Genomic DNA, 21,923 nt, shown 5'->3' with positions numbered 1-21,923 from the left:
GATTGTCAAAGAAATCTACCCCAAATAACGTTGACTAAGTATGAAAAATATGCTATTATTCCAATTAATAATATATATTATGGATTGTTACTGATAATGCAGGCAAAACCCTTAACTAGTTTGTTGGGTTTTGCCTTTTTTGTGTTATTCACTAAAAAGCTGACTTGAGGGGGAACTTCCTAATCTTATAAAAAAGTATCATCAAATCTCATCTTACTGCAGTAACAGATCACGTTTAAAAAGAAAGGGGAAATATTATGATAAAAGGCATTGCGGCGTCCAAAGGTTATGCCATAGGACATGTTTATTTGAAGAAAAAGCAAGAAATAATGATTGATCACTCAGAAGTTGAGGATATTGATAATCACCTTAGTATTTTAAAAGATGCTATAGAAGAATCAAAAAAACAAATTATTCAAATTAGAGATAAAGCAATTTTAGAAATAGGGGAAGAAGAAGCGTTAGTTTTTGATAGTCATCTTATGTTTTTAGAAGACCCAGAATTTATTGAAACGGCGGAAATGGCCATAAAAAATGAAAGAAAAAGTGCCACGGCAGCAGTGAGTGATGTAACTAAGACTTTTTGTAATCTATTTTCGCAGATGGATAATGCTTATATGAAGGAACGTGCGGCAGATATTAAAGATGTTGGCTTTAGAGTATTAGCGAATATATTAGGAATCAGAGAAGATGAAATGAAAAAAATAGGGGAAAATACTATTGTTGTTTCTCATGATCTTACGCCTTCAGATACAGCACAGCTAGATAAAACTAAAGTCATTGGATTTTTAACTGATGTTGGAGGTGTAACATCCCATAGTGCCATTATGGCAAGAAGTTTACAAATACCAGCAGTAGTTGGACTAAAGAATGTGACTCAAAAAGTTGAAAATGGGATGCTAATCATTATAGATGGCATCAAAGGAGAAGTTATTCTTAATCCAGATGAGTTAACGTTATTGCAGTACAAAGAAATGGAAAAAGCATATCAAGATGAAAAGGAGGGGCTAAAGGCTTATAAGGATACAGAACTTTATTATTCATCCGAGCGTAAAATTTTAGTAGCAGCAAACATTGGTTCAGCTCAAGAATTAGAGCTAGTATTAGAAAACAAGGCAGACGGGATTGGTCTTTTTAGAACAGAATTTATGTTTATGGACAGAACAAATATGCCAAGTGAAGAAGAACAGTTTGAACTTTATAAAACAGTGGCAGAAAAATTGAAGGATAGGCCGGTGGTGATTAGAACGCTAGATATTGGTGGAGATAAACAAATACCCTATTTAAAAACAGAGCATGAAGAAAATCCTTTTTTAGGGTTAAGAGCGATAAGGCTTTGTCTAAAAGAACAAGATTTGTTTAAATCTCAGCTCAAAGCACTTTTGCGTGCAGCGTTTTATGGTGAAATCCAAATAATGTTTCCAATGATTGGATCACTCAGCCAGCTCTTAGAAACAAAGTCATTGTTAGAAGTTTGTAAAGAAGAACTGCGTAGTGCAAATATACCATTTAAGTCAGACATAGCTATTGGTATGATGATTGAAATTCCATCTGCAGCACTAATTGCAGAAGAATTTGCAAAGCATGTTCAGTTTTTCAGCATTGGAACAAATGATCTTATTCAATATACTCTAGCGATAGACCGTATGAATACCAACGTAGCACACCTTTATGATCCTATGCATCCAGCGGTACTTAGTCTTATTCAAATGACGATAGAAGCAGCTCATAAAAATGGTATATGGTGCGGCATGTGTGGTGAAATGGCTGGAGATGAGAGAGCAATCCCTCAGCTTGTAAAAATGCAGCTTGATGAATTTTCAGTAAGTCCGTCTTCCGTATTAGCTGTCAGAAAATCTATTGCCCAAATACTTAACTAACTTTTTATTGCTTCCATAAGATGCTTTTCTTGTCATATTCTGTTATAATATAAAGAAACAGTTACTTAAGATTAAAGTATGACTTAATATGACTATAAAATATAAAGGAATAGCTTATGAAAAGACATAAACAACTCACCCTAGGTATGATATTATTAATTTTTATATTTGCTACAACGCTATTTGCAGTCGAGGTTAAGCCTGTAGCACAATTTGAGTTTACAAAAAAGGAATATCAGCAAAAGGAACCTATAGAAATTATTGATACAAGTTATGTGGGACAAGGGAAAAAGATTGTACAAAAGGAATGGATGGTCGTCATTAATAAGAAACCGAAAAAAGGTTCTAATTTATCCACCCTTCTTAATAATATAGCACCAGGACAATATGAAGTAGCTTTAAGAGTAAAATCTCAAGAAGGTAAGTGGAGTGAGCAAGTTAGCAGAAAACTAACTATTATAAAAAACAAACCTATTACAATAACAACATTTAAAATGGATAAACCTATGTATGCAATAGGAGAAAAACTTGGTTTTATTTATGCATATGATAACCCTAATGAATTAAAAATTCGCAGCCAGAAGTGGACGTATAAGAACCTGAGTACAGGGGCAAAAATAGCCGGAAAACCTAAGTATCTTACAAGAACAGGAAAGTATGAAGTAAGTGTGCAGATTCAAGATGAATGGGGCGTTTGGTCCGCGCCTAAAGTATGCATTGTACAAGTAGGCACAGAAAAAATAGAAAGAGATGGCTATTACTTATTTACAAAGGGCAAACAAGGAGATCTCTTAGAAGGATACATAGACAAAGATTATAATACATTTGATAATATAACAAACGTAACCGTCACAGATAAGCCAGGGACGCTTATTGTAAGTAATTCACCTGAACGTATTTTATCAAGCGGCATTCTGTATAAGGATACTGTAAGTGGACAAGGACGCTTGCTTGTTCATCATCAAAATGCAATAAATGTTAATAAAAAACTCATAATAATAGCCACAACCCATGAAGATCGGGATATTAAGCTCTCCATTGCAAACCAATCTATTAAAGGACCTCATAAAGATATATTAGGTATGGGGCAGGCAGCTTTAAGAGATTACTTTAAAGGAACATCAAAAAAGGAATATGTGATTAAAGCTGGACAGATGGTATGTATTTATGACAGTGCGCTGCAAAAAGACTGGAAAAAAGAAGATGTAATCTCTGGATTATTGGATTTTGAAAGTGATGGTGCAGTGACTTTTACTGTTGCAGCTTTAGATTATAATTCATCACTAGATAATCTTTCGAAGCTTGGGGTTCTTAAGAAAGATCAGCATATAAGAGGAACTTTTGACATTACAGAACGCTATTATACTATAGATGCAACACACATAAGCAATCCCTCTAAGCTAGTTATAGGCAGTCAAAAGGAAGAGTGGGTTACAGGAAAAGACGCACTGACAGGAGAAACAGTTAAAAATATGGGTAATTATGGCGTATCAGTCTTTGTTGAAATAAAGAATCATGAGGATATGGGTATCATTCTTAATGCCAGAGGCGGTGCTTATCGAGGCGCCATTAAGTGGCATAATGGCAGAGTATTTGATAGTCCAACAGAAGAAGTATTATCCAGTAAAAAAATAGCAACCCTCGTAGGAATGGTTAAGGCTAATACCCCAAATCAATTCGTGTATATGCTTCCAAATGGATCATCTGCCCCTGTGTTATTTGGCTTCGTACCGCAGAGATTTTGGAAGTAGTGGAATAGTGTTTAGTAGCAGAAGACAGAGGTATTAGGCTAATAATACAATATAGCAAAATAAGAACGGATTACTCCGTCCTTATTTTATTGGAGAATTAATATTTAAATTATAATCAGGTGAATTAGCCCCAAAATTCTACATCAGTTGCATAGTTGCCACGAATGGCTTTTTGTACAATGGTAAAGTCGACGTGCTTTTGGTCCATTGTAAATTCGCAAGGATATTTGGCTTTGCAGCTGGAGCATTCTACATACTGCCTGGAGCCTTTTTGTTCTCGGTCATCAAATAAGAAGGGGACAGCATCCGGTACTGTATCATTACCATCGTTTTTGGCAGGCTCAATTTTATAGGAATAAACATAAGTTGATTCGTATCTAGCTATAAAATCTGTACCAGAGCATTTAGGACATTTAAGGGTTTCATCTATTTGCATTTCAATAATCCTTTCTGACTGTAGTATAAAGTATCTACTGATTAGCATGTCTAGAAAAAATCAAATTATCCTACAAATTAAAAAAATACTAGGATAGTTCATAAGACTATTTTAAAATCAGAAATTAACTAAATAAGATTGATTGGATATTAAGCTTATGATACAATACTACAAAAGGGGAGTAGTCAGCTGGTTACCAGTGCTATTGCCGTCACTACGAAGTATAATACTTCCGGTTTATGATGAAATGACAAGACCTTTACTTTAGGGTAAAGGTCTTTGGTTTAGTAAAATAGATAACCAATTTTAAAACCTTTATCCAATAGGATAAGGGTTTTTTTGTATTTCTATTGCTAAACTTTTCCTTTAAGTGTACAATAATATTGTACTATTTGGGTATAAAAGTACAATAGTGAGGCAAGCATAGCTAGATATAATTAGGAGGTGCATTATGCAACATGGCGACTCAAAGTGAAATAAAATACAATAGATTAATGGAAAAAGCAGAAGAACTTTTTATAAACTTAGGCTATAGGGCAGTTTCTATGGAGGATATTGCAGAGACTGCAGGTATAAGTAAGATGACAATCTATAAGCACTTTGCTTCAAAAGAAGACCTTTTTATAGAAGTAGTACTTTCTCTAATGAACAAAACTTATATTTTGATAGAAGAAGAAATGAGTAAGATTACGGGAATTCTAAAAAAGATAGACTATTTAATGCAGTTTAATAAGGAAACTTCAAAAAATTACTCCATTGCCTTTTACAAAGATTGTATGTCGATACCTTATGTGATGGAAAAATTAATTGAAGAAAAGTATAATTTCAGCAAAATGATGTTTGGAAACATTATAAAAGAGGGGATGGAAAAGGGGGAAATCAGAAAAGTTAATGTAGACTTTATGACAGAAATGCTCATTATGATTCTTGAAGGGATCACGGCTAAGTATTCAAAAAAGCAGTTTGAGAGCAGAGAAGAAATAGAAGGATTGGTGGAAAATTTTTATGATTTTCTAAAGTATGGCCTATTAGGGGGAGACGAGGTGAAAAAGTAATGACAAAGAATGTTTTAATGAAGGTTGAAAATATCAATAAATTTTACCAGATGGGCGAAGTAACAGTAGCTGCTAATAAGGAGGTTTCTCTTGAACTCTATGAAGGAGAGTTTATTGTCATATTGGGAGCGAGCGGTTCTGGTAAAAGTACGCTTTTAAATATTTTAGGCGGCATGGATCTGCCTACAGAAGGCAAGGTTTTTATGGCGGGCGAAGAGATCACACGTTATAACGATAGAAAACTAACGGCCTATCGCAGAGAAAAAATTGGCTTTGTTTTTCAGTTTTATAATCTGATGGCTAATTTAACCAGTAGAGAAAATGTGGAACTCGCTACAGAAATATGTAAAAATGCTTTAGATATTGATGAAGTACTGGATGCTGTGGGGCTAGAAGATAGAAAAGATCATTTTCCAGCTCAAATGAGCGGGGGAGAGCAGCAGCGTGTAGCCATAGCAAGAGCGGTGGCCAAAAATCCTGCACTGCTTCTTTGTGACGAGCCTACAGGAGCTCTTGATTTTAAAACGGGGATAAAAATCTTATCTCTCCTCAAACAAATTAATAAGAGATACAATAAGACTATTGTAATTATTACGCATAACGTACCCATCGGAGAGATGGCAGACAGGGTCATTAGGATGAGAAGTGGAGAAATTGTTGAAACAAAGATTAATAATAATCCAGTCCCTCCTGAAAGGATTGAGTGGTAATGAAGAAATTAGATGTAAGGCTATTTAGAATGATTAAAAACGCAAAAGGACAGTTTATTTCCCTTGCAGTAATGGTTGTTTTAGCACTCACGATCTATGTTTCTTTTAGTATGGTAGCAGACAATTTAAATGATTCTGTATTTCACTACTATGAAGTTACGAGCTTTGGTGATGTTTTTGTAGAGGTAGTGAGGATACCAGCATCAGCTATAGATAAGTTACATAGTATAGAAGGCGTCGAAAGAGCCCAGGGGCGCGTGAGCCAGGATGTCCCTCTTAGAGTGAAAGATCCCAATGAAAAAGTAAGAGTGCGGGTTGTTTCCCTCCCAAAAGAAGAAGGGCTTAATAGTGCTTATACGTTAGAAGGAAGAGAACTCGCTGGTAATTCAAAAGCGGCCATGGTACTGCAGCAGTTTTCAGATGCGAGAGAGATTAAACTAGGAGATACAATCATTCCATATATTGCAGGACGAGAATATCCGCTGGATGTAGTGGGTATCGTTGGGAGTCCGGAGTACATATATCTTATGGAAAATGAGCAAGCTCTGATACCAGCACCAGAAAAATTTGGAGTCATTTATGTTACGGAAGATTTTGCACAATCTATTTTAGGCTATCAGGGCAGTTATAATGAAGTTATGATTAAGATAAAGGATGAATATATTCCTCGAATAGACAGAGTGGTAGATGAAATAGAAGATACCTTAGATCGCTATGGGGTAAGACGGACAATTAAAAGAGAAGATCATCTCAGTCATAGTATGATGATGCAGGAAATAGAATCACTAGAAGTGATGGCAACTGCGATTACCTTATTATTTTTAATTGTAGCAGCAGTTATTATTAATGTCATGCTCTCTAGAATTGTTAAAAATGATAGAATGTCAATAGGGGTCATGAAAGCACTAGGTTATAATAATTTCAGCATATTAGCGCATTATACAAAATTTTCAGTTATGATCGGGCTTGTAGGGTCTATTATAGGAATCTTACTTAGCATACCTTTAGCAGATGCTTTTACTAATTTATATATCCTCTATATGAATATTCCTATGTTTGAGATGAAAGTGTATACGATCTATTTTGTATATGGTATTCTTTTAACCAGCATATTTTGTGTATTATCTGGACTTATGGGTGCTAGAAGTGTTCTCAAGATACTTCCTGCTGATTCTATGAGACCAGAAGCGCCTAAAGCTGGAGGGAGAATCTGGCTCGAACAAATTAAGATTATCTGGAATAATATTTCCTTTAGTGGCAAGATGGTGATACGTAATATACTTAGAAATAAAAGAAGAGCTGTATTTTTGATGTTGGGAATTGCACTAACCTATAGTATCACTATGATCCCTGTTTTTATGTCCTCGGTTTGGCCTAATCTTTTTGAGTTACACTATGGGGAATTTCAAACCATGGAGTATAATATTGATTTTGCAGGTGGGATGAATCATAATGCCATAAGAGAACTGTCTCAAATCATTGAGATTGATCATATAGAACCTAAGACGGAGATTCCATTAGAACTTAGGAATGGATGGAAGAAAAAAGTTGTAAGTGTTATTGGGATCTCACAGAATACGGACTTCTATCATTTTAAGAGCCCGGCTGGTTATCCTATAGATTTGCCAAGTAATGGCATGATTCTTTCAGAAAATCTAGCGAAGTCCCTAAGTATAGAAGTGGGAGATGAAATCATCATCAAAAACTTTCTTCCGGATAAGGAAGATAAACCTATTCTTGTAAAAGGGATTACTAAGCAATACTTAGGCTCTAATGCCTATATAGATATAGAGGCTATGGGTGACTTATTAGGAGAAAAAGGCATGATTACTGGGGCTATGATAAATTCTAGGGATGAGGTCGTTACTAAGCTTCAGAACGTGAAAAATATTAGACAAGTACAATCCGTAATAGATATGAAAAACAGCTTTCTGGAGTTTATGGATATGATGATAGTCTCGGTAGGTGTATTCATGTTATTTGGCGCTATTTTAGGATTTGCAATCGTCTATAATGTAACCATTATTAGTATCAGTGAAAGAACTATGGAATTTTCTTCGCTTCGGGTAATGGGTTTTGATAAAAAAGAGATCTATAAAATGATCACTAAAGAAAACAGTATTATGGCAGTATTTGGAATGCTTCTAGGTATGCCTTTAGGCTATGGAATGTGTCTGGGGCTTGTAGCGTCTTTATCGACAGATCTATACACTATTCCACTTGTTATGGAGCCGATTAGTTATGTGATAACAGCTTTAGCGACGATGTTTTTTGTGACCATAGCACAACTTGCGACGATTAGAAAGATTTATCGCCTGAATTTTATGGAGGCATTAAAAAATAGAATTTCTTAATCACAATTATGAATAAGGGATGTGAATAAAGTGAAGAAAAAAGTAATAGGAATTGTTTTGGTTGGAGTAGCTATTTTGGGTACGGCAGGATTTTTAATGACAAATAAAAGTCAATCGGTAGAAGTAGAAACTATAGCTGTACAAAAAGGTAATATTAGTGAGTATGTAGAAGAATTAGGACTTGTAGTATCAGAAAATAAGGGAAGTGTTTTTGCACCAACTGCGGGTAAAGTAACGGCAGTTATGAAAGATGTTGGGGACTTCGTAGATCAAGGCGAGGTCTTAGTCAAGATAGACGGCCAGCAGCTTTCAAGACAAATCATGGAACTAGAAGCTCAGAAATCTGCCTTGATGGCACAATATAATGAGGCAGTTAAACCCATAGACAGAAAAGAAATTGAAAAATTAGAATTACAGCTTAATACGCAGAAAAAGAGAGTAGAAGAGGCCAGAAGACAAAATGAGGTTAATAAGACACTTTATGAGGCAGAGGCTATCAGTTATGAAGAATACCATGTTACACTGACTATGCTTCAAGAAGCTGAGGCGCAGCTTGAAGCAATCAATTTGGATTTAGATCTTATTAAAAAACCCGTATCTGAAAACATTATTAATAGCTACAATGCACAGCTTAAGCAATTGGATATTCAGATGGAAAAGTTAAGGAGCCAAGGTGAAGATTATGTGGTAACTGCACCTTTAAAAGGAACGGTTATGTCAAAATTTGTGGAAGCAGGCGCTTATGTGCAGCCAGGTACTCAGGTAATGGAGATTGCAGATGGAGAAGCGTTATATATTGAGAGTGATGTACTTGTAGCTGAGATTGCCAAGATCAAGATAGGCACAGCCGTGGAGATTTCTCATAAAGATTTGGGCATTGAGGCGGTAAAGGGAACGGTTAAAAAAATATATCCCCAAGCTTTTAGCAAAGTGTCAGATTTAGGGGTTGAGCAAAAAAGAATCAAAGTAGCAATAGACTTAGATGAAAAGATAGAGGGACTTCGCCCAGGTTATGATCTGGATCTTAAAATCATCATTAATCAAAAAGAAAATGTGTTATTGATTCCAGAAAATACAGTGTTTGAAAAAAATGGGAAGCACTATGTTTTTGTCAGTGAAAACAATATAGCCCTCATAAAAGAAATTCAAAAAGGTATAGAAAGCAAAAGACAAATTGAGGTTGTTTCAGGCCTTCATGAGAGTGACTTGGTTATTGTTTCTCCAGATGATAAACTAGAAGAAGGTATAGTGCTCAAAAGTGATGTACCAACTAAGTCTTAGGTTTAGGGGAAATAGTATTGATTATTGGAAGATAAGGGGTGAAAGAAATGAAAAGTTATTTAAAAAAAATAGTAGCAATAGGGCTGACGCTTTTTGTTCTTGGCAGCAACTTCATTTATGCAGCCGATGAGAAGCAGGTCATAACCCGTGAGGAGGCTGTTAAGGCAGCTTTTACTTATAGTAATCATCTTTCACTTAATGCTAAGGAGAAAGAGCTACTTAGAGAAAGACTAAAGGCCAATCAAAATAATGCTTATGAGATTTATCAAAGCATCTACTTAGAAAAAGCCAAAAATGAAAATCAGGCTGAAGTTCTAAAGGATCAGATTACTTATGATATTACAAATCGCTATAATACAATCGTTAGTCTTAAAGAGGAGCTGCTCCATTTAGATCATACTATTTTGCTTAAAACCAGAGAATTAGAGCAGGTGAGAGCTAAAAAAGAAGTAGGATTTGTGAGTGCTATTCAATATGATACTATAAAGCTTGAACTTGAGGAACTAAAGAACAGTAAAGCATCTCAGATTGAATTTCTTAGTAATGAAGAAAGTTATTTTAAGCTTATTACAGGTAAAGACTTGGCTCAGTACACTTTAGAGGATAAACTTGCGTTTGAGATTTTTCGTGTTCCGGGAAATGTAGAGCGTTACATAGATACAACGATAACCACTTATCTTAAATATGATAAGGATCTTGCGCAATTTGCAAAAGATCATGTGCTTATAGCCGGAGGCCAGCCGATTTTTTATGCGGATTATTTAGATAAACAATATGCTGCGGATAAAAATCTGTCTGCTTTAGAGGATGCTAGAAAAGCGATGAAAGATATGCTCATGAATAATTATTCTTCGCTTATTGGCTTAGAAGAGCAGATTGGGATACTAGAAACAAAACTTAAATTACTTCAAAAACAGGCTGATATTGCTAAGGTACAGTATGAAGTGGGCAGAATGACGGCTTTAGCCTATCAAAAGCAACTGCTTGGTATAGAGGCGGTTGAAATGAACTTGCGCAAACTTATTACGCAGTATAATCAACTTAAACAAGTTATAGAGAAGCCATGGGTAGCTATTATTTCTAAAGCCTAGCATCATAAGTATTAAAGATGTATGCAGCACCTCCTAAGATCATTTAGTCTTAGGGGGTGCTTTAGCTTGAAATAATAAGAATGTTAAGAGAAAGTCGGCAAGGGCAGTATTGAATAGGCTTCAAAATAGGAGTAGAATTTAAGTGTTCTAAAGTGTGTGAAAACGGGGGACTAACTTAAATGCGTATGTATTATAAATATATGAGGAAATATGGTGTTGTTTTTATTATAGGTATCTTATGTTTAACAGCGGAAGCGTTGTGTGATTTATTACAGCCAACTATTATGGCAAAAATAGTGGATATTGGAGTAAAAGAGAAAAATGGAGAATATGTTATACAGCAAGGTTTGAAAATGTTAGGGATAGCATCGATGGGAGCGGTATTTGCCTGTATCAGAGCAACTCTAGCAAGTCATGTTTCTCATCGTATAGGGTGTGAACTGAGATTTGATTTATTTAAAAAGATACAAGAATTCGCCTTTATAAACAAAGATACCTTTGGGGACGCTTCTTTAATAACGCGGTTGACAAATGATGTAACACAAGTACAAAACTTTATTAATGGTCTCATGAGGATTTTTGTTAAAGCCCCTATTTTATGTATAGGGAGTATTATTATGGCAGTATCTTTAAGTCCTAAAATGTCACTGGTGTTACTTATTATTGTGCCGATTATAGTCTGGCTTATAGTGATTAATTTGAGTATGGGGTATCCTTATTTTGTTAAGATACAAAAGGCACTGGATCAAATTAATACTGTTATGAGAGAATACTTAGCTGGTGTCAGAGTAGTTAAAGCATTTAATCGATTTGATTACGAAGTAGAACGTTTCGAGAAAAAGAATGTATACTTAAGTAACATTAATATGAGAGCAGCTAAAAGGATGGCGATATTTGCACCAGTTATACAGCTTACAATTAATATAGGCATAGTTATCATACTTTGGCTTGGCGGTACGGCGGTACAAAGTGGTAGTATCAAGGTAGGAGAAATTATTGCTTTTATTAATTACATGACTCAAATTCTTTTTTCACTTTCAATGATTACTCATGTTTTTATGAGCTTTGTAAGAGCTAAAGCATCAAGTGAACGCATTCAACAAGTATTTAAAGAAGAAAATGAAAAAAGTTTCTACAAGCTGACTGATGAAGGAAATGAAGCATTTCAAAGCACCGCTCAGAAAGGAAGTGTTGTATTTGATAAAGTTTGGTTTTCATATCATCATACTTTGGAAAGTCCTGTGCTTAAGTACATCGATTTTAAATGTAATAAAGGGGAAATAGTAGGTGTTATTGGCGCTACAGGGGCAGGTAAAAGTACACTTATCAATCTGATACCGGGTTTTTATTATCCTACATCAGGTGCTGTAAAAGTAAATGGGGTAGATATTAAAACGATTAATCCTAAATATTTAAGAGAAAAAATAGCTGTTGTTCCTCAGAAAACAATACTTTTTACAGGAACTATTGAAGAAAACATCAGATGGGGAAAAGCTAAGGCTACGATGGAGGAAATAAAAGAAGCCGCATCTATTGCGCAAGCCCATGAATTTATCGCAGGTTTTCCGGAAGGCTATGAAACGCAGCTTGGTCAAGGAGGTGTTAATCTTTCAGGAGGACAAAAACAACGTATTGCAATAGCCAGAGCACTTATTAAAAAGCCAGAGATACTTATCTTAGATGATTGTACCAGTGCTGTAGATTTAAAAACAGAAGCAAAAATCAGATCTGGATTAAGACAATATATGCAAGAGGTGACGTCGTTTATTATTACACAAAGAATATCTTCTATAATGGATGCCGATAAAATTATTGTGCTGAACCATGGAGAAATAGTAGGCAACGGAAAGCATGAGGTGCTTTTAAATAACTGTAAAGTTTATAGGGAAATTCTAAGCTCACAGCGCGATAAGGAGGCGATGTAGTGGGAGAGCAAAAAAAACATAGAGAAGATGCTTCACTACATAAAGGGATTCCGAATATAGCTGGATTTGGAAGATCGGGTGGTGGGCCTGGTGGGCGTTTTATGCGTACAGTGGTTAAGCCCAAAGATTTTAAAGGAGTAATGAAGCGACTTTGGCTTTATTTTAAAACGGCGTACAAGGAACTTATAGGCATAGGTGTGGCAGTTGTATTAGGCTCAGCCATGACACTTACGGTACCTTTTCTTATAGGGAAAGCTATTGATCTATTATCTGTAACAGATACGGCAATAAATTTATATTTACTAAGAATGGTCGTATTCCTATTATTAATAGTCTATAGTATAGACAGTATGACGAGCTTATTGCAAGGATGGATTATGGCAGGTATCTCAAGGCGGATTGTCACGAAGTTAAGGGAAAATCTTTTTTTGAAACTGCAGAAGCTCCCAATAGCTTTTTTTGATACACATACCCATGGAGAAATGATGAGCAGGTTGACGAATGATATAGAAAATGTAAGTACAACTATTTCACAGTCGATTGCACAGCTTATAGCAGGGGGGTTAACGATTTTAGGCGCCTTTGGTATGATGGTATTTCTAAGTCCACTTCTCACGCTTGCAAGTATTTTTACAGTTCCTTTGGTGTTTTTACTCTCAAGAACTATAGCATCCAAAACAAGAGTTTATTTTAAAACACAACAGGCTGAGCTTGGGAGGCTTAATGGCTATATAGAAGAAACGATTACGGGCATGCATATTATAAGAGCATTTAATCATGAGAAGCAAGTGATAGAAAATTTTAGCACAATTAACCAGCAGCTATTTAAAGCTGGACTACAGGCACAGATTTTGTCCGGGTTTTTGATGCCACTTATGAATGTCATTAACAATCTTGGCTTTGTAGCGGTCGCTGGGGTAGGTGGGATGCTTGCGGTAAATAATATAATTTCTGTAGGCGTGATTGCAAGTTTTTTAAGCTATTCTAGGCAATTTGCAAGGCCTCTTAATGAACTGGCAAATGTCTTTAACACTTTGCAGTCAGCAATGGCTGGAGCAGAGCGTATATTCGAAGTTTTAGATGAAAAAGAAGAAACTGAAGATAAAGATGAAGGGATAGTACTCAACTTTCCAAAAGGAGATGTCGTGTTTAAAAATGTTTCTTTTGGGTATAGAAAAGATGTAGAAGTATTAAAAAAGATATCCTTTGAAGCAAAAGCTGGCAGCAGTACTGCACTCGTGGGTGCAACAGGATCAGGTAAAACGACAATCGTTAACCTTCTGTCTAGATTCTATGATACAGATCAAGGAGAGATTCTAATAGATGGGCATAATATTAAAGACTATACAAGAAGTAGTTTGAGGAGATGTTTTGGAATTGTACTTCAAGATACGTATCTGTTTACGGCAAGCATAAAAGAAAATATTAGATATGGTAATCTGATGGCATCGGATAAAGAAGTTGTGCGTGCTGCTAAAATGGCAAATGCGGATTTTTTTATTAAGCAGCTCCCAAGAGGATACGAAACAGTCCTTGCTGAAGGGGGCAATAATCTAAGTGAAGGACAGAAACAGCTTTTGGCGATAGCAAGAGCTATTCTTGCGGATCCTGCCATTTTAATATTAGATGAAGCGACGAGCAGTGTAGATACAAGGACAGAAATTCAAATACAAGAAGCCCTGCTAAAACTTATGCAAGGACGTACCAGTTTTATTATTGCACATAGACTGAGTACGATAAGAGATGTTGATAAGATCATGGTGATGGATCAGGGAGAAATTGTTGAATCGGGAAGCCACAATGAACTAGTGATGAAAAAGGGAAGCTATTACAATCTGTATCAAAGGCAATACTCTATTAGTTTAATAAAAAGTGAAATTAAAAGGGTCGATTATTAAAACTATAAGCATTTACTTGTCATAAATACGAAATAGGCGTATAATAAGCTTTAGATAATACTAAAGGAAAAGGTCGATAGATTATGAGAGAAATATCAAACCCAGAGGAAATCGTGGAAGTATGCAAGGCTTTAGGATCTACAGTTCGGATGAATTTAGTCAGAATCCTTTCTAAGAATAAACAGATGAATCTTAATGAATTAGCAAGTAAATTGAATATTACTAATGGGGCTATGACACAACATATGAAGATACTTGTTGATGCAGGACTTATTGATGTGGCACTCATGTCAGGCAAACGAGGATCTCAGAAAATATGTCATTTAAAAGAAAACAGGTTTATTATAGATTTTCTTGCAGATGCAGTGAGAGATAGTATGTATCAAGTTGAGATTCCTGTTGGAAGCTATACAAATTACAGTATTTATCCTACCTGTGGTCTTTCTACTAAGAATTCTATTATAGGCGAAGTAGATGATCCAAGGTACTTTGATGCACCAGAAAGAAGTGATGCGAGTATTATTTGGCTTGGCAAAGGATTTGTAGAATATAGAATTCCTAACTATTTAAAATCAAATCAAAAACTTACAGAAATACAAATCTCACTTGAAATTTCTTCGGAAGCGCCAGGTTATTGTGAAGAGTGGCCAAGTGATGTCTATTTTTATCTTAACGAAGTCGGCCTAGGCTATTGGACGAGCCCGGGGGATTTTGGAACCATTCAAGGGATTTATACACCTTCTTGGTGGTCTCCTAATTGGAATCAGCATGGGCTTTTAAAGTTGTTGTCTATTAATAAGGAAGGTTCATTTATTGATGGCAGGAAAATCTCAGACATGTGCATTGATGTATTAGATCTAAATTATAAAAGTGATATTATATTAAAAATAGCTGTACCAAATGATGCTGAAAATGTAGGCGGTCTTACTATTTTTGGTAAAGGTTTTGGTAATTACAATCAGCATATTAATGCTAGAATGATTTTTGAATAGAAAAGCATTTCTTATTAAGAAGCAACTTAATAAGAAATGCTTTTTTTATTGTCTAAAAACTATGAGGCATGCATGAGCACTCTAAAAATAACAAGAATTTAATAGATTTAGAAAAATGCAAATTAAATTAAGTTCTTATGCGTTTTTAATAATAAACGCAAAGTGTAGCGCGTAAACGAAGTAAATATAAATTTATAGAAGTATATAATGGTTGCACTATTGTTTATGAAACTATAAAGGTAATTATGAAAAAATGGATAAAAAATAATATTTATTATAGAAATAGTTGTTGACTTATTATAATTTTCGTTTATAATATGAAATATAAAAGGTTTATAAAAAAATATAATGGTTTAGAAAAAAGTAAAGTAAATAGAGAGTGGTATGATTTATATCCTTGAGGTGAAATGGTATAGTTATTGCTAAAATGAAACAGAAAGGAAGACGGAGATGAAAAAAGCTAATATGTTGCTTGATAAAGAATTTGTAATAGGCAAGATCGATAACAGAATTTATGGTTCTTTTATAGAACATCTAGGCCGAGCAGTATATAATGGAATATACGAACCAGGGCATGCATCAGCAGATGAAGATGGTTTTCGTCAAGATGTTATGGACTTGGTAAAGGCACTAAAAGTACCTATTATACGTTACCCAGGAGGCAATTTTGTATCAGGTTATAACTGGGAGGATGGTATTGGACCTTTAGAACTAAGACCCAAGAAGCTTGATCTTGCATGGCGGACGCTTGAGACGAATGAAATAGGTATCAATGAATTTGCAAAATGGAGTAAAAAAGTTGATGCCGAAGTAATGATGGCTGTTAATCTAGGAACAAGAGGTATAGCAGAAGCTTGTAATCTTCTTGAATATTGTAATCATCCACAAGGTACATATTATAGTGATTTACGTATTAAACATGGCTATCTGGAGCCTTATAAAATTAAAACATGGTGTTTGGGCAATGAGATGGATGGGCCTTGGCAAATAGGTCATAAAACACCTATGGAATACGGTAGGCTTGCACTCGAGACTGGAAAAGCTATGAAGCTTATCGATCCAACCATTGAACTGGTATCCTGCGGAAGTTCTAATACTGCAATGCCGACTTTTCCGGAGTGGGAGGCTACAACGCTTGAACATACTTATGATGTGGCTGATTTTATATCGCTTCATCAATACTATGGGAATAGAGACAATGATACCTCTAATTTCTTAGCTCTATCAATGGATATGGATAACTTTATTCAAACTGTTATTTCAACTTGTGACTATGTTAAAGCTAAGAAGCGCAGTAAAAAAACAATCAATCTTAGCTTCGATGAATGGAATGTATGGTTCCATTCCAATGCGTCAGATGATGATACAATGAAAAATAATCCTTGGCAAAAAGCACCTGCATTACTAGAGGATGCCTATACATTTGAAGATGCACTTTTAGTAGGTTGTATGCTGATAACTTTTATCAAACACGCAGATCGCGTGAAGATGGCTTGTCTTGCACAGCTTGTTAATGTGATTGCACCTATTATGACAGAAAATAATGGGGGGGCTTGGAAGCAAACAATATTCTATCCTTATCTTCATGCATCCTTATATGGCAGAGGTATTGCACTTAATCCTATTATTACAACACCTAAGTACGATGCAAAAGATTTTACAGATGTACCGTACCTTGAAGCTACTGCAGTGTATAACGAAGAAAATCAGGAAGTTACTATTTTTGCTGTAAATAGAGATTTAGAAGAGGATATGCTCCTCGCATGTGATTTTAGAAGTTTTAAAGATTATGAGTTAATTGAACACTTAGTTCTAGCGTGTAATGACCTTAAGGCTTACAATACATTAGAGAATCAACCTGTTATTCCAAGTAATAAAGGAAGGTCTAAAGTGGATCATGGAAGATTAGAGACAGTACTTGGTAAAGCCTCATGGAATGTTATACGACTTGGAACTCAAAAAAAATAGGGAGGGTATAAAATATGAAAAGAATGGCAGCAAAACTCGCAAGTATTTTACTCGCAGGAACGATGTTAGTAGGTTGTGGAGGAGGAGGTAATACGCCTAGTTCTGAGACGGCTAAAGAAACTAAAACACCATCAGCTACAGAAAAAACTGCACCATCAGCAGATGCAACACCAGTTGAATTATGGACATTCCAGGAAATACATACAACTTTTTATGATGAACTAGTAAGCGTTTGGAATGAACAAAACCCAGATAGACAAATTGACCTTAATTTTACAGTGCTTCCATATGATGATATGCATAGTAAACTGCTTATAGCACTTCAATCAGGAGTGGGGGCTCCGGATATTGCGGATATAGAGATTGGTAAATTCGCAAACTACCTTAAAGGAGAACCACAATTACTGCCTCTTAATGATGTAGTAGAGCCAGAGCTTGGTAATATCGTAAAATCTCGTGTAGAAATTTATGGCAAAGATGATAAGTACTATGGAATCTGCTTCCATATTGGTGCATCTGTAACCTACTATAATAAAGAAATTTTAGATCAAGCAGGTGTTAAAGTAGAAGATATTGTAACATGGGAAGATTTTAGAGCAGCAGGCAAAAAAGTATTGGATGCAACAGGAGCACCAATGGCAACTATGGAAACATCAGACCCATGGTCTTTCTGGCCAATGCTTGCTTCACAAGGCGGAGACTTACTTAAACCAGATGGTTCACCTAATGTAGATTCACCCGAATTTATTAAAGCTATTACATTCGTTCAAGAAATGATCAAAGAAGGAACAATAGCTATAACACCTGGTGCATTCCATCATGCAGAAGAATACTATGGCTTTATGAATAACGGTGGGGCAGCTTCAGTAAGTATGCCACTTTGGTATATGGGAAGATTTACAGAATATATGCCAGACCTCAATCAAAAAATGGTTATCGCACCAAACCCGGTATGGGAAAAAGGACAGCCTCGTTCTGTAGGTTTAGGCGGAACAGGTACAGCGGTTACAAATCAAGCAAAAGATCCACAGCTTGCAAAAGATTTCTTAGCATTTGCAAAACTATCAAAAGAGGCAAATATTAAAATGTGGACTTTCTTAGGATTTGATCCTATTAGAACAGAAGTATGGGATGAACCAGAAGTTTTAGCACCTAATAAGTTTACAGAGTACTTCTTAAACAGCCCATTTGATGTGCTTGCACAAATCAAAGATGAAATACCAGCTATCGTTACAGGAGAAAACCTTCCAAAAGTTATGGATGCTCTTAAGACCACTACATTATTTAGAGCTTTTGAAGAGTTAGAAGATCCTGCAGCACTTGTAGCTGATGAACAAAGCAAACTCAACTAATTTATACTAATAAATAGTAATATAGCACCACAAGCAGCGAATAAGCTGCGTAGGGTGCTATATTATTACATAGTCAAAAGTAGAATTTATAAAGTAGAATTTACATAGTATTTTGTAAGTTGCAGAAAGGAGAGAAACAATGGATATTGATAATAAAAGCATGACTAGTGCTGTTACTAATAAAAAAACAGTTAGCCCTAGAAAAGGTATTAAAGCTTTTTTATATTCCCAAACAGCAGCACCTTATGTATTTATATCACCTTTTATTATTATTTTTATAGTCTTTTTTATATATCCTGTTATTTCAACGATCACGATGAGTTTTCAAACTGTTTTGCCAGGAAAACTAGAATTTATAGGTTTTGAAAATTATAAAAATCTTTTAAATCCTACGTTTTTTAAGGCGATAAGAAACAGCATGATGTATACCGTATTAACACTTGCACTACTTATTCCAATACCAATGATTTTAGCTTGCTTTTTAAATAGTAAAAATATGATTGGGAGAAACTTTTTTAGATCCACATTATTTATCCCGGCACTGACCTCAGCGGTTGTTGCAACGACAATCTTTAGACTGATATTTGGTGAGCTTCCTGGTTCTTTAATGAACCAAATTATTGGGGTATTTGGCTTTACACCTATTAAGTGGTTAAAAATGCAAACTACTTCTTTTGCAGCTTTGTTAATTTTAGCTTGCTGGAGGTGGACTGGGGTAAATATCTTATACTTTTTATCAGGTCTGCAAAACATCCCGCAAGAAGTTAATGAGTCAGCATCACTTGATGGGGCAACTACTATACAAAAGTTCTTATATATTACGATGCCAATGCTTAGACCGATTACGATATATGTTTTAACAATTAGTATTTATGCAGGTATGGCAATGTTTACAGAAAGCTATATGCTTTTTGGAAGCAATAAGTCACCTAATGATATGGGTCTTACTATTATAGGTTACTTATATAGACAAGGCTGGGAGCAAAACAATATAGGGTTTGGATGTGCTATTGGGATAGTCCTTCTTTTATTCGCTCTAGTACTTAACTTTGCACAACTTAAAATCTTTGGCTTATTTAGGAAGGAGGATTAGGACGATGGGTAAAAAACAAAAAGAAATAGCAGAAAAAATAAAGATAACACCTCATGCCATCTTACTCTTGATCCTATTTATAGTAATAGCATTAGTCGTGTTATTCCCGATATTTTGTATCACTCTTGCATCTTTTAAGCCCTCAAAAGAGCTCTTAAGATTTGGATTAAATATAAAAATTGAGCCAGAAGTAATGTCACTAAATAACTTTATCTTTTTATTTACCGGTAAAAATAGCTATTTTATGTGGTTCAAAAACAGTATAGTCATTACAGCAGTTCAGGCTTCACTTACACTTATAGTAAGTGCAGTAGTAGGTTATGGTTTTGCAATGTACGATTTTAAGTATAAAAACCAACTCTTTATGTGTGTTATTTTAATCATGATGATTCCCATGGAAATCATTATGCTTCCGCTTTATAAACAAATGATAGGTATGAAACTTATTGATACTATTTGGGGGATCATTCTGCCTTTTGTAGCATCTCCGGCTCCAATATTTTTCTTTAGACAATATCTAAGCGGTATTCCAAGAGAACTTATGGAGGCGGGCAGGATTGATGGATGCTCAGAATATGGGATATTTGGAAGGATTATTTTGCCGCTTATGGCACCTTCTTTTGCTGCCATGGGCATATTTGTAGGCATGAGTAGCTGGAATGGCTTTTTGTGGCCATTAATTGTACTAAGAAGTCAGCAGAAATTTACGCTTCCAATAGGTCTTGCAACACTTATTACACCATATGGCAATAATTATGATGTGCTTATAGCAGGATCTGTAATGGCCATTCTTCCTATACTCGTTGTATTCTTATTCTTCCAACAATACTTTATTGAAGGTATGACAGCAGGTGGGGTAAAGGGTTAAATGATGATTTTGAAGGGGATTGATTAAGGCATCTTATAAGGCGGCGCTTTATAGGGTGCTTTTTTTAATCTAAAGAACGTCTTTGGCAGAGATAATAGGATAAAAAGGAAGTTTATCAATGATGAAAAAAAAAGAATATAAGATGATAATGTGTATCATTTTGCTTGCGGGCGTATTAGTATGCAGCATACTTTATAAAAAAATAAGATTTGAATGGAAGGAAATTGATACGATGAAATATGAAAAACAAGGCAGCTTTGAGGTCGAAGAGAAAAGTGTTCAAACAAAATATCCAAACCCGTTTATTGAGCAGAGAGCTGACCCTCAAATCTATAAACATACAGACGGATATTATTATTTCACTGCCTCTGTTCCGGAGTATGACAGGATTATACTAAGAAGAGCAAAACGGATAATAGATCTTCCAAATGCAGAAGAAATAGTGATTTGGACCAAGCATAAGAAAGGCGAAATGAGCGAACATATTTGGGCTCCGGAGCTTCATTTTATACACGGTAAATGGTATATCTACTTTGCAGCAGGAAAAGCTGAAGATATCTGGGCGATAAGACCTTATGTACTGGAATGCGAAGCGGATAATCCATTAGATGGTACTTGGACCGAGAAAGGCCGGATAGATGTGGGCGTTGAGAGCTTTTCACTGGATGCGACTACATTTGAACATAAAGGGATCGATTATCTCGTTTGGGCACAAAAAGATGAAGCAAATTATTCCAACCTCTATATCGCAAAATTGAAAAATCCTTGGACAATAGAAGGGACGCCTGTTATGCTGACTACGCCTGAATATGATTGGGAAAAAGTAAGACATCCTGTAAATGAAGGACCTGCGGTGATTAAGAGAAATAATAAAATTTTTATGACTTATTCGGCTGCCGGGACAGGAAAAGAATACTGTATTGGGCTTTTGGTAGCAGATGAGAAAAGTGACTTATTAGATCAAGCATCCTGGCAAAAATCCTCTTATCCTATACTGCAAAGCTCTGATTTAGATGGCGAGTTTGGACCTGGGCATAATTCTTTTACAGTCTCAGAAGAAGGAGAAGATTTGCTTGTGTATCATGCAAGACCTTATGAAGGTCTGATTGCAAACAACGCACTTTCCGATCCTAATAGGCATACGCGTATCAGACGCATCTATTGGAATGAAGATGGATCGCCGAATCTGAAAGTGAAAGATGAAGAGGCATTAAATCTAGCCAATCAGGAAGTTGCAGCTGTTATTAACGTTAAAAATTAGTTAACTTG

At 35.5% G+C, this 21,923-nt stretch carries 16 protein-coding genes; 15 read left to right on the top strand and 1 reads right to left on the bottom strand.

The genetic code is table 11. The features are described 5' to 3' along the window. Window positions 1-257: 257 nt before the first annotated feature. Window positions 258-1,880, top strand: coding sequence for a phosphoenolpyruvate--protein phosphotransferase (gene ptsP / locus BN3326_RS16075; RefSeq protein WP_070000286.1), 1,623 nt, complete (start codon window positions 258-260; stop codon window positions 1,878-1,880). Window positions 1,881-1,996: 116 nt separating this feature from the next. Beyond that, entirely contained in the window at window positions 1,997-3,631 is a 1,635-nt protein-coding gene (locus BN3326_RS16070) for a hypothetical protein (RefSeq protein ID WP_070000285.1), read from the top strand. A gap of 124 nt (window positions 3,632-3,755) precedes the next feature. Here the strand turns inward: BN3326_RS16070 and BN3326_RS16065 are convergent, their stop codons facing one another. Further along, a complete protein-coding gene (locus tag BN3326_RS16065) occupies window positions 3,756-4,067 on the bottom strand; it encodes a hypothetical protein (protein WP_070000284.1) in 312 nt (103 codons plus the stop codon). Window positions 4,068-4,525: 458 nt separating this feature from the next. On the opposite strand from BN3326_RS16065, the gene BN3326_RS16060 reads away from it, so the two are divergent. The 13 genes from BN3326_RS16060 to BN3326_RS16000 all read left to right on the top strand — a co-directional run bounded on the left by BN3326_RS16060 (window position 4,526) and on the right by BN3326_RS16000 (window position 21,915). Further along, window positions 4,526-5,122: a TetR/AcrR family transcriptional regulator gene (locus BN3326_RS16060; protein WP_070000283.1), complete on the top strand. Its 597-nt coding sequence runs from the start codon at window positions 4,526-4,528 to the stop codon at window positions 5,120-5,122. Next, window positions 5,122-5,832: an ABC transporter ATP-binding protein gene (locus BN3326_RS16055; protein ID WP_070000282.1), complete on the top strand. Its 711-nt coding sequence runs from the start codon at window positions 5,122-5,124 to the stop codon at window positions 5,830-5,832. Before BN3326_RS16060 ends, BN3326_RS16055 begins: the two co-directional genes overlap by 1 nt. Continuing rightward, window positions 5,832-8,186 (top strand): ABC transporter permease, encoded by a 2,355-nt coding sequence (locus BN3326_RS16050; RefSeq protein ID WP_070000281.1) that lies wholly within the window; start codon window positions 5,832-5,834, stop codon window positions 8,184-8,186. The genes BN3326_RS16055 and BN3326_RS16050 overlap by 1 nt, the downstream gene beginning before the upstream one ends. A 30-nt stretch (window positions 8,187-8,216) precedes the next feature. Next, entirely contained in the window at window positions 8,217-9,467 is a 1,251-nt protein-coding gene (locus tag BN3326_RS16045) for an efflux RND transporter periplasmic adaptor subunit (protein ID WP_070000280.1), read from the top strand. A gap of 47 nt (window positions 9,468-9,514) precedes the next feature. Beyond that, entirely contained in the window at window positions 9,515-10,558 is a 1,044-nt protein-coding gene (locus BN3326_RS16040) for a TolC family protein (RefSeq protein WP_070000279.1), read from the top strand. A gap of 179 nt (window positions 10,559-10,737) precedes the next feature. Continuing rightward, window positions 10,738-12,483 (top strand): ABC transporter ATP-binding protein, encoded by a 1,746-nt coding sequence (locus BN3326_RS16035; protein WP_070000278.1) that lies wholly within the window; start codon window positions 10,738-10,740, stop codon window positions 12,481-12,483. Further along, window positions 12,483-14,381 carry an ABC transporter ATP-binding protein gene (locus BN3326_RS16030; protein ID WP_330389748.1) on the top strand — a complete coding sequence of 633 codons (1,899 nt, stop codon included), beginning with the start codon at window positions 12,483-12,485 and terminating at the stop codon, window positions 14,379-14,381. Before BN3326_RS16035 ends, BN3326_RS16030 begins: the two co-directional genes overlap by 1 nt. 83 nt (window positions 14,382-14,464) lie before the next feature. Next, on the top strand, window positions 14,465-15,373 hold the full coding sequence (locus BN3326_RS16025) for an ArsR/SmtB family transcription factor (RefSeq protein WP_070000277.1): 909 nt from the start codon (window positions 14,465-14,467) through the stop codon (window positions 15,371-15,373). Between the two features lie 450 nt (window positions 15,374-15,823). After that, on the top strand, window positions 15,824-17,341 hold the full coding sequence (gene arfA / locus BN3326_RS16020) for an arabinosylfuranosidase ArfA (protein WP_070000276.1): 1,518 nt from the start codon (window positions 15,824-15,826) through the stop codon (window positions 17,339-17,341). Window positions 17,342-17,355: 14 nt separating this feature from the next. After that, window positions 17,356-18,693, top strand: a complete 1,338-nt coding sequence (locus tag BN3326_RS16015; RefSeq protein ID WP_070000275.1) for an ABC transporter substrate-binding protein — start codon at window positions 17,356-17,358, stop codon at window positions 18,691-18,693. 139 nt (window positions 18,694-18,832) lie between these two features. Beyond that, entirely contained in the window at window positions 18,833-19,786 is a 954-nt protein-coding gene (locus BN3326_RS16010; protein WP_330389746.1) for a carbohydrate ABC transporter permease, read from the top strand. 4 nt (window positions 19,787-19,790) lie between these two features. Beyond that, window positions 19,791-20,654: a carbohydrate ABC transporter permease gene (locus BN3326_RS16005; protein WP_070000274.1), complete on the top strand. Its 864-nt coding sequence runs from the start codon at window positions 19,791-19,793 to the stop codon at window positions 20,652-20,654. A gap of 118 nt (window positions 20,655-20,772) precedes the next feature. After that, window positions 20,773-21,915 (top strand): glycoside hydrolase family 43 protein, encoded by a 1,143-nt coding sequence (locus BN3326_RS16000; protein WP_070000273.1) that lies wholly within the window; start codon window positions 20,773-20,775, stop codon window positions 21,913-21,915. Window positions 21,916-21,923: the final 8 nt, after the last annotated feature.

The sequence above is a fragment of the Cellulosilyticum sp. I15G10I2 genome (assembly GCF_900095725.1).
GTDB lineage: Bacteria > Bacillota > Clostridia > Lachnospirales > Cellulosilyticaceae > FMMP01.
The sequence above is the reverse complement of the archived record's forward strand: the minus strand, read 5'-3'. Positions and strand labels throughout refer to the sequence as shown.

What these genes read in the sequence shown, in the direction of transcription:
- ptsP (WP_070000286.1), top strand. Translation starts at nt 258, where the DNA reads ATGATAAAAGGCATTGCGGCGTCCAAAGGTTATGCCATAGGACATGTT.
- BN3326_RS16070 (WP_070000285.1), top strand. Translation starts at nt 1,997, where the DNA reads ATGAAAAGACATAAACAACTCACCCTAGGTATGATATTATTAATTTTT.
- BN3326_RS16065 (WP_070000284.1), bottom strand. Translation starts at nt 4,067, where the DNA reads ATGCAAATAGATGAAACCCTTAAATGTCCTAAATGCTCTGGTACAGAT.
- BN3326_RS16060 (WP_070000283.1), top strand. Translation starts at nt 4,526, where the DNA reads ATGGCGACTCAAAGTGAAATAAAATACAATAGATTAATGGAAAAAGCA.
- BN3326_RS16055 (WP_070000282.1), top strand. Translation starts at nt 5,122, where the DNA reads ATGACAAAGAATGTTTTAATGAAGGTTGAAAATATCAATAAATTTTAC.
- BN3326_RS16050 (WP_070000281.1), top strand. Translation starts at nt 5,832, where the DNA reads ATGAAGAAATTAGATGTAAGGCTATTTAGAATGATTAAAAACGCAAAA.
- BN3326_RS16040 (WP_070000279.1), top strand. Translation starts at nt 9,515, where the DNA reads ATGAAAAGTTATTTAAAAAAAATAGTAGCAATAGGGCTGACGCTTTTT.
- BN3326_RS16035 (WP_070000278.1), top strand. Translation starts at nt 10,738, where the DNA reads ATGCGTATGTATTATAAATATATGAGGAAATATGGTGTTGTTTTTATT.
- BN3326_RS16025 (WP_070000277.1), top strand. Translation starts at nt 14,465, where the DNA reads ATGAGAGAAATATCAAACCCAGAGGAAATCGTGGAAGTATGCAAGGCT.
- arfA (WP_070000276.1), top strand. Translation starts at nt 15,824, where the DNA reads ATGAAAAAAGCTAATATGTTGCTTGATAAAGAATTTGTAATAGGCAAG.
- BN3326_RS16015 (WP_070000275.1), top strand. Translation starts at nt 17,356, where the DNA reads ATGAAAAGAATGGCAGCAAAACTCGCAAGTATTTTACTCGCAGGAACG.
- BN3326_RS16010 (WP_330389746.1), top strand. Translation starts at nt 18,833, where the DNA reads ATGGATATTGATAATAAAAGCATGACTAGTGCTGTTACTAATAAAAAA.
- BN3326_RS16005 (WP_070000274.1), top strand. Translation starts at nt 19,791, where the DNA reads ATGGGTAAAAAACAAAAAGAAATAGCAGAAAAAATAAAGATAACACCT.
- BN3326_RS16000 (WP_070000273.1), top strand. Translation starts at nt 20,773, where the DNA reads ATGATGAAAAAAAAAGAATATAAGATGATAATGTGTATCATTTTGCTT.